This is a genomic window from Streptomyces sp. ACA25 (assembly GCF_028200735.1).
In the GTDB taxonomy this organism is placed as follows: Bacteria; Actinomycetota; Actinomycetes; order Streptomycetales; family Streptomycetaceae; genus Streptomyces.
On the sequence record NZ_JAQKPV010000001.1, the window covers coordinates 763,672 to 778,771 of the forward strand.

16 protein-coding genes are annotated in these 15,100 nt (G+C 72.7%); 7 read left to right on the forward strand and 9 right to left on the reverse strand.

The window, feature by feature from the left end; genetic code table 11:
- Positions 1-7: 7 nt before the first annotated feature.
- The 4 genes from tilS (at position 8) to folE (ending at position 4,754) form a co-directional block, all read left to right on the forward strand.
- A complete protein-coding gene (tilS, locus tag PJ985_RS03530) occupies positions 8-1,111 on the forward strand; it encodes a tRNA lysidine(34) synthetase TilS (RefSeq protein WP_271681987.1) in 1,104 nt (367 codons plus the stop codon).
- Positions 1,112-1,145: 34 nt separating this feature from the next.
- On the forward strand, positions 1,146-1,685 hold the full coding sequence (hpt, locus tag PJ985_RS03535) for a hypoxanthine phosphoribosyltransferase (RefSeq protein ID WP_271682086.1): 540 nt from the start codon (positions 1,146-1,148) through the stop codon (positions 1,683-1,685).
- A gap of 265 nt (positions 1,686-1,950) precedes the next feature.
- Positions 1,951-4,014 carry an ATP-dependent zinc metalloprotease FtsH gene (gene ftsH / locus PJ985_RS03540; protein ID WP_271681988.1) on the forward strand — a complete coding sequence of 688 codons (2,064 nt, stop codon included), beginning with the start codon at positions 1,951-1,953 and terminating at the stop codon, positions 4,012-4,014.
- Positions 4,015-4,148: 134 nt separating this feature from the next.
- Positions 4,149-4,754, forward strand: coding sequence for a GTP cyclohydrolase I FolE (gene folE / locus PJ985_RS03545; protein WP_271681989.1), 606 nt, complete (start codon positions 4,149-4,151; stop codon positions 4,752-4,754).
- A gap of 65 nt (positions 4,755-4,819) precedes the next feature.
- Here the strand turns inward: folE and PJ985_RS03550 are convergent, their stop codons facing one another.
- The 4 genes from PJ985_RS03550 to PJ985_RS03565 form a co-directional block, all read right to left on the reverse strand.
- Complete coding sequence (locus PJ985_RS03550; RefSeq protein ID WP_271681990.1) at positions 4,820-5,656, reverse strand: hypothetical protein; 837 nt, start codon at positions 5,654-5,656, stop codon at positions 4,820-4,822.
- Between the two features lie 120 nt (positions 5,657-5,776).
- Positions 5,777-6,748 carry an ABC transporter substrate-binding protein gene (locus tag PJ985_RS03555; RefSeq protein ID WP_443033378.1) on the reverse strand — a complete coding sequence of 324 codons (972 nt, stop codon included), beginning with the start codon at positions 6,746-6,748 and terminating at the stop codon, positions 5,777-5,779.
- 101 nt (positions 6,749-6,849) lie between these two features.
- On the reverse strand, positions 6,850-7,620 hold the full coding sequence (locus tag PJ985_RS03560; protein ID WP_271681991.1) for an ABC transporter permease: 771 nt from the start codon (positions 7,618-7,620) through the stop codon (positions 6,850-6,852).
- Positions 7,621-7,672: 52 nt separating this feature from the next.
- Entirely contained in the window at positions 7,673-8,362 is a 690-nt protein-coding gene (locus tag PJ985_RS03565) for an ABC transporter permease (protein WP_271681992.1), read from the reverse strand.
- Positions 8,363-8,403: 41 nt separating this feature from the next.
- Here PJ985_RS03565 and PJ985_RS03570 point away from each other — a divergent pair, with 41 nt between their 5' ends.
- On the forward strand, positions 8,404-9,552 hold the full coding sequence (locus tag PJ985_RS03570) for an ABC transporter ATP-binding protein (protein ID WP_271681993.1): 1,149 nt from the start codon (positions 8,404-8,406) through the stop codon (positions 9,550-9,552).
- Between the two features lie 34 nt (positions 9,553-9,586).
- Here PJ985_RS03570 and PJ985_RS03575 read toward each other — a convergent pair whose 3' ends face one another.
- The 3 genes from PJ985_RS03575 to folB all read right to left on the reverse strand — a co-directional run bounded on the left by PJ985_RS03575 (position 9,587) and on the right by folB (position 11,128).
- Entirely contained in the window at positions 9,587-10,072 is a 486-nt protein-coding gene (locus PJ985_RS03575; RefSeq protein ID WP_271681994.1) for a DUF3180 domain-containing protein, read from the reverse strand.
- Between the two features lie 88 nt (positions 10,073-10,160).
- Positions 10,161-10,772 carry a 2-amino-4-hydroxy-6-hydroxymethyldihydropteridine diphosphokinase gene (gene folK, locus PJ985_RS03580; protein WP_271681995.1) on the reverse strand — a complete coding sequence of 204 codons (612 nt, stop codon included), beginning with the start codon at positions 10,770-10,772 and terminating at the stop codon, positions 10,161-10,163.
- Positions 10,769-11,128 (reverse strand): dihydroneopterin aldolase, encoded by a 360-nt coding sequence (gene folB, locus PJ985_RS03585; protein WP_271681996.1) that lies wholly within the window; start codon positions 11,126-11,128, stop codon positions 10,769-10,771. Before folB ends, folK begins: the two co-directional genes overlap by 4 nt.
- A gap of 349 nt (positions 11,129-11,477) precedes the next feature.
- On the opposite strand from folB, the gene folP reads away from it, so the two are divergent.
- Together folP and PJ985_RS03595 are read left to right on the forward strand one after the other, a co-directional pair.
- Positions 11,478-12,365, forward strand: coding sequence for a dihydropteroate synthase (folP, locus tag PJ985_RS03590; RefSeq protein WP_271681997.1), 888 nt, complete (start codon positions 11,478-11,480; stop codon positions 12,363-12,365).
- Positions 12,362-12,859 (forward strand): nuclear transport factor 2 family protein, encoded by a 498-nt coding sequence (locus PJ985_RS03595; protein ID WP_271681998.1) that lies wholly within the window; start codon positions 12,362-12,364, stop codon positions 12,857-12,859. Before folP ends, PJ985_RS03595 begins: the two co-directional genes overlap by 4 nt.
- 44 nt (positions 12,860-12,903) lie before the next feature.
- Here PJ985_RS03595 and PJ985_RS03600 read toward each other — a convergent pair whose 3' ends face one another.
- Both PJ985_RS03600 and PJ985_RS03605 read right to left on the reverse strand, forming a co-directional pair.
- Positions 12,904-14,556 (reverse strand): PH domain-containing protein, encoded by a 1,653-nt coding sequence (locus tag PJ985_RS03600; protein WP_271681999.1) that lies wholly within the window; start codon positions 14,554-14,556, stop codon positions 12,904-12,906.
- A gap of 5 nt (positions 14,557-14,561) precedes the next feature.
- Positions 14,562-15,077 carry a PH domain-containing protein gene (locus PJ985_RS03605; RefSeq protein ID WP_443033379.1) on the reverse strand — a complete coding sequence of 172 codons (516 nt, stop codon included), beginning with the start codon at positions 15,075-15,077 and terminating at the stop codon, positions 14,562-14,564.
- Between the last annotated feature and the right edge of the window lie 23 nt (positions 15,078-15,100).

Below are 15,100 nucleotides of genomic sequence, written 5' to 3' on the forward strand. Positions count from 1 at the left end.
TTCGGACATGGGTCCCCATCCCGCGGTCGCGGCGATACGCCTGGCGGTCCGCCGCGTTCTGCATGACATGCTCCACACCCGAACCACCGCGCGCCCCCCCCACGACCCGTTCGACCCGCACGCCCCTTCCCCGGACCCCCGGGGAGCAGCCGCCCCGCCGGCCGCGCGGCGGCCCCTCCTGGTACTGGCCGCCTGTTCCGGCGGCGCCGACTCCATGGCCCTCGCCTCCGCCCTTGCCTTCGAAGCCCCCCGGCTCGGCATCAGAGCCGGGGGCATCACCGTCGACCACGGGCTGCAGTCCGGCTCGGAGCTGCGGGCCCGGGAGGTCGCCGACCGGATGACCGCGCTCGGTCTGGATCCCGCGGAGGCCGTCACCGTGGCCGTCGGCCGGGACGGCGGCCCGGAAGCCGCTGCCCGCACCGCCCGCTACGCCGCCCTCGACGCCGCCGCCGAGCGGCACGGCGCCGATGCCGTCCTGCTCGGCCACACCCGCGACGACCAGGCCGAAACGGTCCTGCTGGGCCTGGCCCGCGGGTCCGGCACCCGGTCGCTGTCCGGCATGGCCGACGTCTCCGCCGGGCTGTCCGGCGGGGAGCAGGCCCCGCAGCGGTACCGCCGCCCCTTCCTGCGCACCGACCGGCAGACCACCCGCCGGGCCTGCCTGGAGCAGCAGCTGCCCGTCTGGGACGACCCGCACAACACCGACCCCGCGTACACCCGGTCCCGGGTGCGCCACGAGGCACTGCCGGTGCTCGAGAAGGCCCTGGGCCGCGGCGTGGTGGAGGCGCTGGCCCGCACCGCGCAGCTCTCCCGCGACGACGCGGACGCACTCGACTCCTGGGCCAGGCAGGCCGAGCGCTCCGTCGTCGGCCCCGACGGAGCCCTGGACATCGCCGCGCTGGGTGCCTTGCCCCCGGCGGTCCGCCGCCGCGTGCTCCGCCGGGCCGCCATCGCGGCGGGCGCTCCGGCCGGCTCGCTGTTCGCCCGCCACATCGAGGAGACCGACCGTCTCATCACCGCCTGGCGCGGCCAGCGTCCGCTGAATCTGCCGGGCCGCGTCGAAGCCCGACGGCAGGGTGGCAGACTGGTGCTGGAGCAGGCGGACCGATAGCCGACAGAGAGTGGCGCGGGTGCACGAGAAGGACATGGGCGACGACCTTCGGTCGGTGCTCATCACCAAGGAAGAAATCGATGCCAAGCTCACGGAGCTGGCAGCCGCGATCGACGCGGAGTACGCGGGCAAGGACCTGCTCGTCGTGGGGGTCCTCAAGGGCGCGGTGATGGTCATGGCCGACCTGGCGCGGGCCCTGTCCACGCCGGTCACCATGGACTGGATGGCGGTCTCCTCCTACGGCGCGGGCACCCAGTCGTCCGGCGTCGTCCGGATTCTGAAGGACCTGGACACCGACATCAAGAGCCGGAACGTCCTGATCGTCGAGGACATCATCGACTCGGGGCTGACGCTCTCCTGGCTGCTGTCGAACCTCGGTTCGCGGGAGCCCGCCTCACTGGAGGTCGTCACCCTGCTCCGCAAGCCGGAGGCCGCGAAGGTCGACATCGATGTGCGCTGGGTGGGCTTCGACATTCCGAGCGAGTTCGTGGTCGGTTACGGCCTCGACTACGCGGAGAAGTACCGGAACCTGCCCTTCGTCGGTACCCTCGCCCCGCACGTGTACGGGGGCTGACCGCGACTCCAGGAACATCCGCCCGCCGCCCGGCGTTGGAGCAGCAGGGCGGAGGGCAGGAGGGGCGGGCCGGTATGCGGTCCGTTCCCGGTCCCCGGCAGTCGTGGGCCACAATGCTGGGGTACCGTCGCGATGAGTCAGCTGTTCCCGCGCCGGACGCGCACCGGCGGGGTTGAGGACACCGCACGCACAGCAGATCCCGTCCGGGGGCTGTGCCTTGATGTGGCAGGAGGGACGGGGCCGCGCAGCCCCGTAATGGAGAGACGTGAAGCGCTACTTCCGTGGGCCGATCTTGTGGATCACGCTGGCCGTGCTCGCCGTGATCCTGGTCATGAACGTGTTCCGCACCTCCGAGGGCTACACCACGGTCGACACCGGCCAGGTCGTCCAGGCCATCGCGGACAACCGTGTGCAGTCCGCCGAGCTCACCACCGGTGATGAGCAGCGCATCAAGGTGCAGCTCAAGGACGGTGAGGAGATCGAGGGCAGCGACCAGATCCAGGCCAGCTACATCGAGGAGCAGGGCACCGAGCTCGCCTACACCCTGCAGCAGAAGTACCAGAACGAGGAGCTGACCGGCGGGTACACCGTCTCGCCGCAGTCGCAGAACCCGTTCGTGGGCATGCTGCTGTCGATCCTTCCCTTCCTGCTGATCATCCTGGTCTTCCTGTTCCTGATGCAGCAGATGCAGGGCGGCGGCTCCCGGGTGATGAACTTCGGCAAGTCCAAGGCCAAGCTCATCACCAAGGACACCCCCAAGACGACCTTCGACGACGTGGCCGGATCCGATGAGGCGGTCGAGGAGCTCCACGAGATCAAGGAGTTCCTGCGGGAGCCCGGAAAGTTCCAGGCCGTCGGCGCGAAGATCCCCAAGGGCGTGCTGCTGTACGGTCCGCCCGGCACCGGCAAGACCCTCCTCGCGCGGGCCGTCGCCGGTGAGGCGGGCGTGCCCTTCTACTCCATCTCCGGTTCCGATTTCGTCGAGATGTTCGTCGGTGTCGGCGCCTCCCGGGTCCGGGACCTCTTCGAGCAGGCCAAGGCCAACGCCCCGGCCATCGTGTTCGTCGACGAGATCGACGCCGTCGGACGGCACCGCGGAGCGGGCATGGGCGGCGGCCACGACGAGCGGGAGCAGACCCTGAACCAGCTGCTCGTCGAAATGGACGGCTTCGACGTGCAGGGCGGGGTCATTCTGATCGCCGCCACCAACCGTCCCGACATCCTCGATCCCGCGCTGCTGCGCCCCGGCCGCTTCGACCGGCAGATCGCCGTCGACCGTCCCGACATGCAGGGCCGGCTGGAGATCCTCAAGGTTCACCAGAAGGGCAAGCCGGTCGCCCCGGACGTCGACCTGCAGGCGGTCGCCCGGCGTACTCCGGGTTTCACCGGTGCCGACCTGAACAACGTGCTCAACGAGGCGGCGCTGCTGGCCGCGCGCGGCGACGCCAAGATGATCGACAACCACTTCCTGGACGAGGCGATCGACCGGGTGGTGGCCGGTCCGCAGAAGCGCACCAGGATCATGAGCGACAAGGAGAAGATGATCACCGCGTACCACGAGGGCGGGCACGCCCTGGTCGCGGCGGCTTCTCCGAACAGCGACCCGGTGCACAAGGTCACGATCCTGTCCCGCGGCCGGGCACTCGGCTACACCATGGTGCTGCCGACCGAGGACAAGTACTCCACCACCCGTAACGAGATGCTCGACCAGCTGGCGTACATGATGGGCGGCCGCGCGGCCGAGGAGCTGGTCTTCCACGACCCGACCACGGGTGCGGGGAACGACATCGAGAAGGCCACCGCCACCGCCCGGGCCATGGTCACCCAGTACGGCATGACCGAGCGGCTCGGTGCCATCAAGTTCGGTGCCGACAGCTCCGAGCCCTTCATGGGCAAGGACATGGGTCATCAGCGCGACTACTCCGAGGAGGTCGCCGGCCTGGTGGACGAAGAGGTCAAGAAGCTGATCGAGACCGCGCACAACGAGGCGTGGGAGATCCTGGTCGAGAACCGTGACGTGCTCGACAACCTGGTGCTGGAGCTGCTCGAGCGGGAGACCCTCAACAAGGACGACCTGGCGGAGATCTTCACGCCGGTCGTGAAGCGCCCGGCCCGCCCGGCCTGGACGGGCTCCTCGCGGCGCTCCCCGTCGACCCGGCCGCCGGTCACCTTCCCGTCCAAGGAGCTGACCATGGCGAACGGCAGCTCCTCCGAGCCGGGCAAGACCTCCTTGGACAAGCAGCTGTCCGGTGACCACACCCCGCCGGCCTCGGAATACTCCGAGCCCGCCGCCGACCGCCCACCGCAGGACCGGCCCCGGGACAACTGAGCCGGGCCCCCGCCGCCGGTCCGGGCGGCCTTGGGACGGCCCGCGGAATGCCCGCCGCGCCCCTCAGGTTTACCCTGAGGGGCGCACGCGTGTGCGAACACGTGACCGCACGCAGACGAAGGATCGAGGACCGTATGACCGACCCGGTGACGCTGGCAGGCGAGGGCTCCATCGGCGAGTTCGATGAGAAGCGCGCGGAGAGCGCCGTGCGGGAACTCCTCATCGCGGTGGGTGAGGACCCGGACCGTGAGGGTCTGCGGGACACCCCCGCCCGCGTCGCACGGTCCTACCGGGAGATCCTGGCCGGCCTCTGGCAGAAGCCGGAGGACGTCCTGACCACGACGTTCGACCTGGGGCACGACGAGCTGATCCTGGTGAAGGACATCGAGATCATGAGCGTGTGCGAGCACCACCTGCTGCCCTTCCACGGCGTCGCCCACGTGGGTTACATCCCGGCGGCGACGGGAAAGATCACCGGGCTGTCCAAGATCGCCCGGCTGGTCGATGTCTTCGCCCGCCGCCCGCAGGTCCAGGAGCGGCTCACCACGCAGATCGCGGAGTCACTGCTGCGCATCCTGGAGGCCCGGGGCGTCATCGTCGTCATCGAGGCCGAGCACATGTGCATGTCGGTGCGCGGGATCCGCAAGCCCGGCGCCAAGACCACCACGTCGGCGGTCCGCGGTCAGCTGCGGGACGCCACCACCCGGGCCGAGGCGATGAGCCTGATCCTCGCCCGCTGAGCGGCGGTCAGGTGCGGCACGTCCCGGGGGAACCGGGCGCGTTCCCCGGGCGGTCAGCTGTGCGGTCAGCGGCTGGTGAGCCACTGGGACGTCGTCCCGGGCGCGTCACCCTCGGACGGGCCGGGAGGCGGAGCGGAGGGTGGCGGCGGGGCGTCCGCGGGCGGGTCGGCGTGGGTGCCGAAGTAGTCGAAGCCGCCGGCGTCCTGGCCGTTCCGTTCCCGGCCGGCCACCGGGGACAGCGGCGCCGCCCCCGGTCCGGCAGGCCGGGCCGCAGGAGCGGACGGCGCTTGCGGCCCCAGGAGCGGCTGCGGTGCGGCTGCCCGGCGCTGACGGGCCAGGCTCTGCGGAAGGCGGCCGAGCGCCTCGTACGCCTGCAGGTACGTCAGCGGCGTCGGGGCGCCCCCGGCCGTGCGGTGATCGGTGGCCCGGGCGGCGAGCGCCTTGGGCTGCGAGGCCGTCTCCAGCGCGAGCCGGCGGCGGCCTTCCAGTGCGTTGGCCCGTTCGTTCTCCGCGTGTGCGTAGCGGCGCAGCAGCGCGGCGTGCTCGCTGCGCAGGCGGCCCAGCTCGAGGCGTTTGGCCCGCACCTTGTCCTCGAGCGTGCCCACCAGCTCCTGGGCCTCCTCCAGCTCGGCCTGCCGCTCCTCGGCCCGCCAGGACTCCGCCGCCCGGCCGGCCCGTTCCTTGGCCACCCGGCGGCTCGCGTCGACGTCCCACTGGTGCAACAGCACCGCGGCGGCGACGGCGGCCCCCGCTGTCACGGTAATCAGGACGCGCAGCGTCAGCGCCTCGGCGTCCCCCACCACCAGCCAGCCGGCGGCGGCGCAGAGCACGGCGAAGCCGCCGATACCGGAGGGGACCAGCCGCCGGTGCAGCGGTGTGTGTCGATGACGTCCACGTGCCATGCCGGAAACTTACCGTGATGTACGACGCGGACGGGAGTCCGTTCGGCGGACTGTTCTGAGGTGGTTACCTCACGGGAAGGCCGCCGGCGGTCGCTGCGGGGCCGCCGGCGGCCGCTGCGGTCAGGAGCCGGTCAGGCCCTGGTCCGCCAGATACGCCCGGGCCACCTCGCCGGGCTGCTGCCGCTCCGCGTCGACCTGGCGGTTCAGCTCGATCAGGTCCTCGGTGGTGAGGACGCGGGTCAGCGCGTCGAGTGCGTCGGCGATGTCCTGCGCCCCGGCGGTGTCCGCGTTGACGACGGGCAGGAGGTTGTCCGCGAGCTGGAGGCCCTGGTCGTCCTCCAGCAGCACCAGACCGAACTGCTCCAGCGTGGCGTCCGTGGTGGTCACCAGCACCATGTCGTCGGTGCCGTCCTGGACGGCCTGCTTGGCCTGGACGGTGCCCACGCCCTTGGGGTCGATACCGGTGATGTCGATCCCGTAGGTCTCTTCCAGCCCGATCTGGCAGAACGGCCGCTCGGGACAGTCGTCGCCCGCGGCGAGCCGGATCGGCAGGCCGGACGCCCCGAGGTCGCTGAGAGTGGTCAGCCCGTGTTCGCCGGCGAAGTCCTCGGTGACGGCGAAGGCGTTCTGGTTGACGGCGTCCCCCGCGTCCAGCACCTTCAGTCCGCGCGGTTCGGCCAGGTCGCGCAGGGCCTCCACGGTCGCCTGCACGTCGCTGGAGGCGACCAGCTCGGCGCCCTGGCCGTTCTCCTGCACGTTCAGGTACTCCGCCATGGTCGCCGCGTACTCGGGCACCACGTCGATCTCGCCGCGCTCGAGCTCGGGAGCGTACAGCTCCCGCGTGTCGACGCTGACGATGTCGGTGGAGTACCCGGCCTCCTCCAGCACACCGGAGTACAGCTCGGCCATCAGGGCGGCCTCGGTGAACGTGGCGCCGCCGATGGTGAGTGTCGGCCCCCCGCCCCCGTCACCGTCGCCGCCGCAGGCAGCGGTCAGCGACAGGGCGAGCACCGCACCGGCGAGCGTGCGGAGCACCGGTCGGCCGCGGCGGCGGACACGGGAGGAGCGGGCGGAGCGGGCAGTCGAGGTCACGGGTTTCACCCTCCGGGGTTCACATTGCGGTGGTTGCGGTGGTCAGAGGTCGGACACGGATCAACGGTGGCGTGCGGCAGCGTGCCACCGAGGGGCAACGGTCAGCCGGACGGGGACGGAACGGCCCGGTCCCCGCGGGCCGCGGGAGGCGCCGGGCTGCCGGGGCGGGCCGCCCCCGCGGCGGGCGGAGCGGAAGGCGTGCGACGGCGCAGCGGATCGAGCAGGCGCTGTGTGAGGGCGAGCGTCAGCTCCACGGTCAGGGCCAACAGGGCGACGAGCACCGCACCCGCCACCACCTGCGCGGTGTGGTTGGTGGCGAACCCGGCGGTGATGATGCGGCCGAGACCGCCCCCGCCCGGCAGCGCGGCGAGGGTGGCGGTCGCCACCACCTGGACGCCCGCGGTGCGCACCCCGGTCATGAGAAGGGGATAGGCCAGCGGGAGTTCGACCCGGGTGAGCAGCTGCCAGGGCGACATCCCCATCCCCCGGGCGGCCCGCACCACATCCCGGTCCGCCTCCCGGACCCCGACGTAGGCGTTGGTGAGCAGCGGTGGCACGGCGAACAGCACCAGGGCGATGACGGTGGGCAGGTTGCCGTGCGCGCCCAGCGGGCCGAGGGTCAGCAGCACCAGTACCGCGAAGGTGGGCACCGCCCGCCCGACGTTGGAGAGATTGACGGCCAGCGCCCCGCCGCGGCCGGTGTGGCCCAGCCACAGGGCGAGGGGCAGTGCCAGCAGGCAGGCCAGCGCCAGACTCACGCCCGTCAGGTACAGGTGCTCAGCGAGCCGTTGCCACACGCCGCCCGGACCGTTCCAGTGCGCGGCCGTGGTCAGCCAGGCCCAGGCGTCGGCGGCGGTTTCCGTCACCTGCATCGTTCTCGACCCCCGGCGGAAGCGGCGGGCGGGGGGACAGCGCGCTGAGCGGTCACCGGGCCGGCTCCCCGGTCCGGTTGCGGGGCCGGGCCCAGGGGGTCGCCAGCCGTTGCAGTCCGAGCAGCAGCAGGTCCGCGGTCACGGCGAGGACCACGCACAGCACGGAGGCGGTGAGGACCTCCGCCTTGAAGTAGCTGTTCATGCCACGGTAGATCAGATTGCCGAGCCCGCCGTGACCGACGATCGCCCCGACCGTGGTCAGCGAGACCGCCGAGACGGTGGCGATCCGCAGACCGGCCGTCAGGGCCGGCAGCGCAAGGGGCAGTTCCACGCCGAAGAGCATGCGCACGGGGCCGTACCCCATCCCCAGGGCGGCCTCCCGGACCTCCACGGGCACCGTCTCCAGGCCGGTGAGGATGTTCCGCACCAGCACCGTCAGCGAGTAGAGCACCAGCCCGCAGACGACCGTGGCCGCGGAGATCCCGAACACCGGCACCAGCAGGGCGTACATGGCCAGCGTCGGCACCGTGTACAGCACGGTGGTCAGACCGAGGACCGGGCCGGCCGCCGCCCGGCGCCGCGCAAGCAGCGCGAGGGGCAGGGAGATCACGGTCGCGATGCCGACCGCCGCCGCGGTGATCCCCACGTGCTGCGCCGTCGCCTCGACCAGCTCGGGGCCACGGGTGCGGACATACTCCGGGCACAGCCACGCGTTGGCCTCCAGGCAGCTCGTCGCACTCACTTACCGAACACTAATCGGGTTGCGCCTGCCAGACTGGGCACATGCTGCGGTTCGAGGACGTCACCAAGCGCTATCCGGACGGCACCGTCGCTGTGGACGGGCTGTCCTTCGAGGTTGCCGAGGGCGAGCTGGTGACACTCGTCGGGCCTTCGGGCTGCGGCAAGACCACCACGATGAAGCTGGTCAACCGGCTGGAGGAGCCCACCGGAGGCCGGATCCTGCTGGCCGGTGCGGACATCGCGCTCAGCGACCCGGTGCGGCTGCGGCGCCGGATCGGCTACGTCATCCAGCAGGTCGGCCTGTTTCCGCACAAGACGGTGCTGGAGAACACCGCCACCGTCCCGCTGCTGCTCGGCCGGCCCCGTGCCGAGGCCCGGGCCCGCTCCGCGGAACTGCTGGAACTGGTCGGTCTGGACCCGGCGGTGCACGGCAGCCGGTACCCCGACCAGCTTTCCGGCGGGCAGCGGCAGCGCGTCGGGGTGGCCCGGGCGCTGGCCGCGGATCCGCCGGTGCTGCTCATGGACGAACCGTTCGGCGCGGTGGACCCGGTGGTCCGGGAACACCTGCAGAGCGAGTTCCTCCGCTTGCAGGCGGAGGTGCGCAAGACGGTGCTCTTCGTCACCCATGACCTGGAGGAGGCGGTACGGCTCGGCGACCGGGTCGCGGTGTTCGGGCAGGGGCGCATCGAGCAGCTCGACGCGCCCGCCGTGGTACTGGGCGCGCCCGTCAACGAGTACGTGGCGTCCTTCGTGGGAACCGACCGAGGGCTGAAGCGGCTGTCCGTCACTCCGGTGGAGGAGGCGGACCTGGTACAGCCGCCGGTGGTCCGGCCGGCCGACCCGATGGCCGCGGCGGCCGGTGTCATGCGGGCCCAGGACGCCCGTTGGGCCGTGGTGCTGGACGAGGACGGCACGCTGCGCGGATGGGTGCCGGTGACCGCGGACGGCGGAGAGGTCCGCGACCACGCCCGCCGGATGGAGCACTGGGTGCCGGTGGGAGCCCCGCTGAAGCGGGCGTTCAGCGTCATGCTGAGTGACGACGCGGGCTGGGTCGCGGTGCTCGACGGCGACCGGTTCCTCGGGGTGCTGACCCCGGCACGGCTGCACGAGGCGCTGCGCCGGTCGATCGACGCCGACGCGCAGCGCATCGACCGGGCAGCGGTACGGCTGGAGACCGTCACGAATGCCTGATGCGCCCCGGGCCCGGGACGCATCAGGCCCCGGATCAGAGCGCCTCGCCGAGCGGTCCGTCCTCGTCGTCCTCCGGAAGCCGGCAGACCCGTTCCAGGAACACCGCCGCCGCGCACACCGCCAGGCCCGCCAGCACGGCCAGGCCCGCGTACATGCCCTGATCGCGCCGGTTGGGGACGTCCCACAGCTCCTGCAGCAGGAAGAGAGCCGTTCCGCCGTACATGCCGGCGGCCACCGCCGAGACCAGTGCGCACGCCTGGCCGAACAGCAGCGCCCGGGTGGCCGTGATCGGGTCGACGCCCCGGGCGTCCGGCCGCCGCTCCCGCTGGGCCCGCAGCCTGCTCCGCACCGACAGCGCGGTCGCCAGCAGCGCGGCAGCGATCAGCGCCAGCACGACCGGGGCCAGCACCGGCACGGCCGGCAGCGTGCCCACGGAGTCCCACAGACCGGCCCCGGCCCAGGCCAGGGCCACCGACGCGGCGAACAGACCGGCCAGCGTCCGGATGCGCAGGTGTGTCACGGCAACGCACGCCCCCCTTCGGGTGTCTCGGTGTCCGGCAACAGGGTTGCCGGGTCCCGGTTCGCCCGGCACCGCCGGGCGGACGGTGTCAGTCCGGCAGGACGAGCTTCAGGTCACCGCGCAGCGTCACGCCCTGATCGGGCAGCGCGACCATCAGCTCCACGACCGGGCCGTGGCCGGGCACCTCGGCACCCGGCTCGACATCGTGCCACGGCACCAGCACGAAAGCGCGCTCGTGCGCCCGCGGGTGCGGCAGCGTCAGCACCGGGTCGTCCGAGGAGAAGTCCTGATAGGAGACGATGTCCACGTCGATGGTGCGCGGACCCCAGCGCTCGTCCCGCACGCGCGCGAACGCGTCCTCGACCGCCTGGGCCCGTTCGAGCAGGGACGAGGGCGGGAGGGTGGTCTTCACCAGAACCACGGCGTTGTAGTACGTCGGCTGGCTGCCCGGCTCCACACCCCAGGGCTCCGTCTCGTACACCGGGGAGACCGCCTTGACGCGCAGCCCGGGCGTGTCCTCCAGCGCGTCGATCGCGCCCTGCAGGGTGTCCAGGCGGTTGCCCTGGTTGCTGCCGAGGGAGAGCACGGCCCGCTTGGGGTTGTGCAGGGTCGAGTCGGCCGCGTCGACCTGCTGCACCACGGAAGCGGGTACCGGCTGGACCGTGGGATCGGGGGATGAGGCGCTGCGTTTCGGACTCATGCTCGGCTCCGCTTGATGGTGAGGGTCACGTCCTCGAAGGGAACAGCGATCGGGGCCTGCGGCTTGTGGACCGTCACCTCGACCTCCTGCACCGCCTCGTGTACCAGACACTGGTCGGCGATCCGCTGAGCGAGCGTCTCGATCAGCTTGACGGGCTCTCCCCTGACGACGGCCACAACCTGCTCCGCCACCACGCCGTAGTGCACGGTTCTGGTGAGATCGTCGGCCTCCGCGGCCGGGCGGGTGTCCAGGCCCAGCACGAGATCGACGAGGAAGGTCTGGCCCAGGGCTCGTTCCTCGGGGAGCGCGCCGTGGAAGCCGCGGGCCCGCAGCCCGCGCAGAGCGATCCGGTCCACTGTGCGTCACTCCCTTCCGGTCGGGTGCCGCCGGCATGTGTGTTCACCGGACCCGGGGCCCGGCGGCGATTCTCCGGGTCCCTGTCCGTGAGGCGAATCTACCTGCGGGAGACAGACTGCGGAGCGCCCGGGGGCGGGCGCCGGGCGGAACGGCGGTGCTGCCGGAGGCGGCGCCTACCCACCGGACCGGAAGGCTACGCCGTCCCGGACGCGCAAGCCCTGAACGGGGGTCCCGTGCTGCCGCCCCCGGTGGTCTGCCGAAGTCGCGCAGCTCAACGTCAGAGAGCGGTGACGCAGCGCAGGCGAGCGGAGGCGTACCCCGCCCCGGCGCAGGATCTACCCTGGACACATGAACAGCCCGCGCGGCCACGTGGCCGGCCTGCCGCTCCCGGACCGCTGCGCGGTGATGGGGGTGGTGAACGTCACACCCGACTCGTTCTCGGACGGTGGCCTGTGGTTCACCCCCGCGGCGGCGGTGAAACACGGGCTCGGGCTGGTGGCCCAGGGCGCCGACCTGGTCGACGTGGGCGGTGAGTCCACCCGGCCGGGCGCCTCCCGGGTCGATGAGGCCGAGGAGCTGCGCCGCGTGATCCCCGTGGTCCGGGAGCTGGCAGCCGAAGGCGTGACCGTCAGCGTCGACACCATGCGGGCCTCGGTGGCCGAGCAGGCGGTGGCGGCCGGGGCGCGACTGGTCAACGACGTGAGCGGGGGCCGGGCGGATCCCGGGATGGTTCCGGTGGTCGCCGCCGCCGGAGTGCCCTTCGTGGTGATGCACTGGCGTGGCCGGAGCCTCGACATGAACGAGCGCGCCACCTACACCGACGTGGTGAGCGAGGTGCTCGACGAGCTGCGGGACGCGGTGGAGCAGGCCGTCGCCGGAGGCGTCGACGCGGACCGCGTCATCATCGACCCGGGCCTGGGCTTCGCCAAGCAGGCCGACCACGATCTGGCGCTGCTCGGCGCGCTGGACCGCTTCCGCCGGGAACTGGACCGGCCGCTGCTGGTGGCCGCCTCCCGCAAACGCTTCCTGGGCCGGGTGCTGGCCCGGCCGGGTGAAGCACCGCCGCCCGCCCGGGAACGGGACGCCGCCACCGCCGCGGTCTCCGCGCTCGCGGCGCACGCGGGCGCCTGGGCGGTGCGGGTGCACGAAGTGCGGGCCAGCGCGGACGCGGTCAGGGTGGTCCAGGCGATCGGCAGCGCAGGCGAAGCAGCCCACGACACCGAGGGAGACGCATGAGTGGGGCCCGTACGGAGATCGAGGCCGTGGAGGACGCGAACACCGCCCTGTACGACGCCCTGGAGGCGGGCGACCTGGACGCCATGACCGCACGCTGGCTCGACGACGAGGTCAGTGTGGTGCATCCCGGCTGGCCCGTCATCAGCGGCCGTGCGGAGGTCATGCGTTCCTACGCCCTCATCATGGCCAACACCGAGTACATCCAGTTCTTCCTGACGGACGTCAAGATCTCGGTGCTCGGCGACACCGCCCTGGTCACCTGCACGGAGAACATCCTCAGCGGCGGCCCCGCGGAGGACGACGGCTCCGCCGGCCCGCTGATCGGCGGGCTGGTGGTGGCCACGAACGTCTTCCGCCGCACCGAGGACGGCGGCTGGAAACTCTGGTCGCACCACGGCTCCCCGGTCCTCATCGACCAGGACGGCGAGGACGACGGGCCGGGCGCCGAAGCGGCGGACGAGGACGGCGAGCCCGGTCCGCCCCCCATCGCCTGACGCGGCGGCGGCCGCCGCCGGCGGGCCACCGGCAGCCGCGGCCGTCAGGTCAGCCAGCGCTCGGGCGCCGCGGACCTGCGGCCCAGCCGGGAGCGGTCCGCCTGGGCGGCCACCTCATCGGCCGCCCGGCCCGCGTCCTGCAGACGGGCCGTGGCCGTGCCGTTCGCCCCGTGGTCCACATGGATGTCGGCCAGCCGCAGCCGCTGCTCCCACGGGCCCTGGGTCATGCGGACGCTCTGCACCTTCGCGTGCGGCACCAGCGTGTGCACCCGGTTCAGCCTGCCGTGCCGGGACACGAAGACGGCGTCGGTGACGCCGTGGCCGTAGCCGCGCCACCACACCGGGACGGCCCAGCGGGCCCGCCGCGGGGCGAAGCGCACGGAGGCCACCGCCTCGTCGATGTTCACGTCCGGCAGGATCCGCGTGATCAGTGCGGCCGCCACCGCCCGCGGCGCCACCGGCACCAGCAGCCCGCTCTCGTTCCCCGCGCCCGCGACCTCCAGCTCCAGCCGGGCCCAGCCGCGGGGCCGCCAGAGCATCGGCTCCACGATCCGGATCGACTGCACCCGGCCGGGCGGCACCGTGGCGTGGTCCTTCTGCAGCAGGCCGTGGTCCAGCCGCAGCCCGTCCGGAGACTCGCTCACCGTCCAGCCGTACTGGGTCAGGAAGCCGCCCAGGGTGCTGCGCCAGATGGTGGCGAGGATGGGCAGGACCACCACGACCACGGCGAACACGCTGGAGGTCAGGAACCACATCACCGGCCCGACGACCAGCACGGCCAGCAGCGCGCCCCAGCCGCTGCCCAGCAGCGCCAGCGCCCAGGCCAGGGTCTTCGCCTCCACCTGGTACAGCTCGTTCGCCGGGGCCTCCCCGGCGGTCGGCGCGGCCTCCGGCGCGATCCCGGCTGCCCGGGCGAGCAGCTCGGCGCGCAGTTGCCGGGCGTCGGCGTCCCCGAGGAAGGCCAGCTCGTCGTTGTCGCCGGAGCCCACGACGTCCATCTTCAGCTTCGCCACACCCAGCGCCCGGGCCAGCAGCGGCCGGGTCACATCGATGGACTGGATACGGTCCAGCCGCAGGTGCGCCGTGCGGCGGAACAGCAGCCCGGTGCGGATCCGCAGCTCGGTGTCGGTCACCAGGTAACGGGTGACGCGCCAGGACAGATAGCCGTAGGCGGCCGCTGCCGACAGGATCACGGCAGTGAGCACCAGCAGCCAGCCGATGCCCAGGTCGGCGGCTGCCCGCAGCCGCTCCGGGTCCTGGACGCCGAGGGCGAACAGGCCGGCCAGCGGAGCCCAGGCGCGCCGCCAGGGGGTGACGGGGTGGAGCCGCTTGCCCTGCCCGGAGGGGAAGGCCTGCCGGTTGTCGGCGGGCTCCTCCCGCGGCTCGTCACCGGGCAGCGGCTCCGGGTGCCCGGGGCCTGCGGTGTCGCCCGGGGCGGGCTCCGGGAGCGCGTGTTCGGCGGGCTCCGGGTGGGCGTGCCCCGGGTCCGGCTGCTCCGGAACCGGAAGCTGATCGTGCCGCTCGCCGCCCGGCACGTCCGGCGGCTCGCCGTGCGGCGCGTCTCCCCGGCCACCCCCGGAGGTCCCCGGACTTCCCTCCGCGTCCGCGGGCCCGGGGCCACGGACCTCAGCGGACTCCGGAAGGGCGGAGCTGTCGTCCGCCCCTTGCGTCCGGTGTGCCCGGTCCGGTCCCGGCATGCCGCTCACAGCCCTGCTGAGCGGGCTTCGCCCAGCTCGGTCAGCCGGTCCCGCAGCCGCTCGGCCTCCCGCGGGTCGAGCCCCGGGATCGCCGCGTCACTGGCCGCCGCCGCGGTGTGCAACTGGAGCCGCGCCAGATTGAACTTGCGTTCCAGCGGCCCGGAGGTGACCTCGACGAGCTGCATCCGCCCGTACGGCACCACGGTGAGCTGCTTCCAGAGCACGCCCCGGTGGATCAGCAGATCGTCGGCCCGCTCCAGGTAGCGCCAGGAGCGGTAATGCCGCTGCAGCACCCACCAGCCCCAGACGACGAGCAGCAGCCACGGAAGCCCCGCAACCACCGTCCAGCCCGGTGCGCCGAGCAGGGGCGGCAGCGCGGCTGCCAGCACGGTCAGCGGCCCGAGCCACACCACGAGCAGGAGCCGGCGCATGGTCAGCAGACCTCGTTGGATGCGTTGCCATTCCCCGGCCTGCGCGCCGGGCTCCCCGCTGGGCTGCGGTTCTTCCGCCACCGTGTCCATGGTGCCGAGCTTACGGGCTGCGG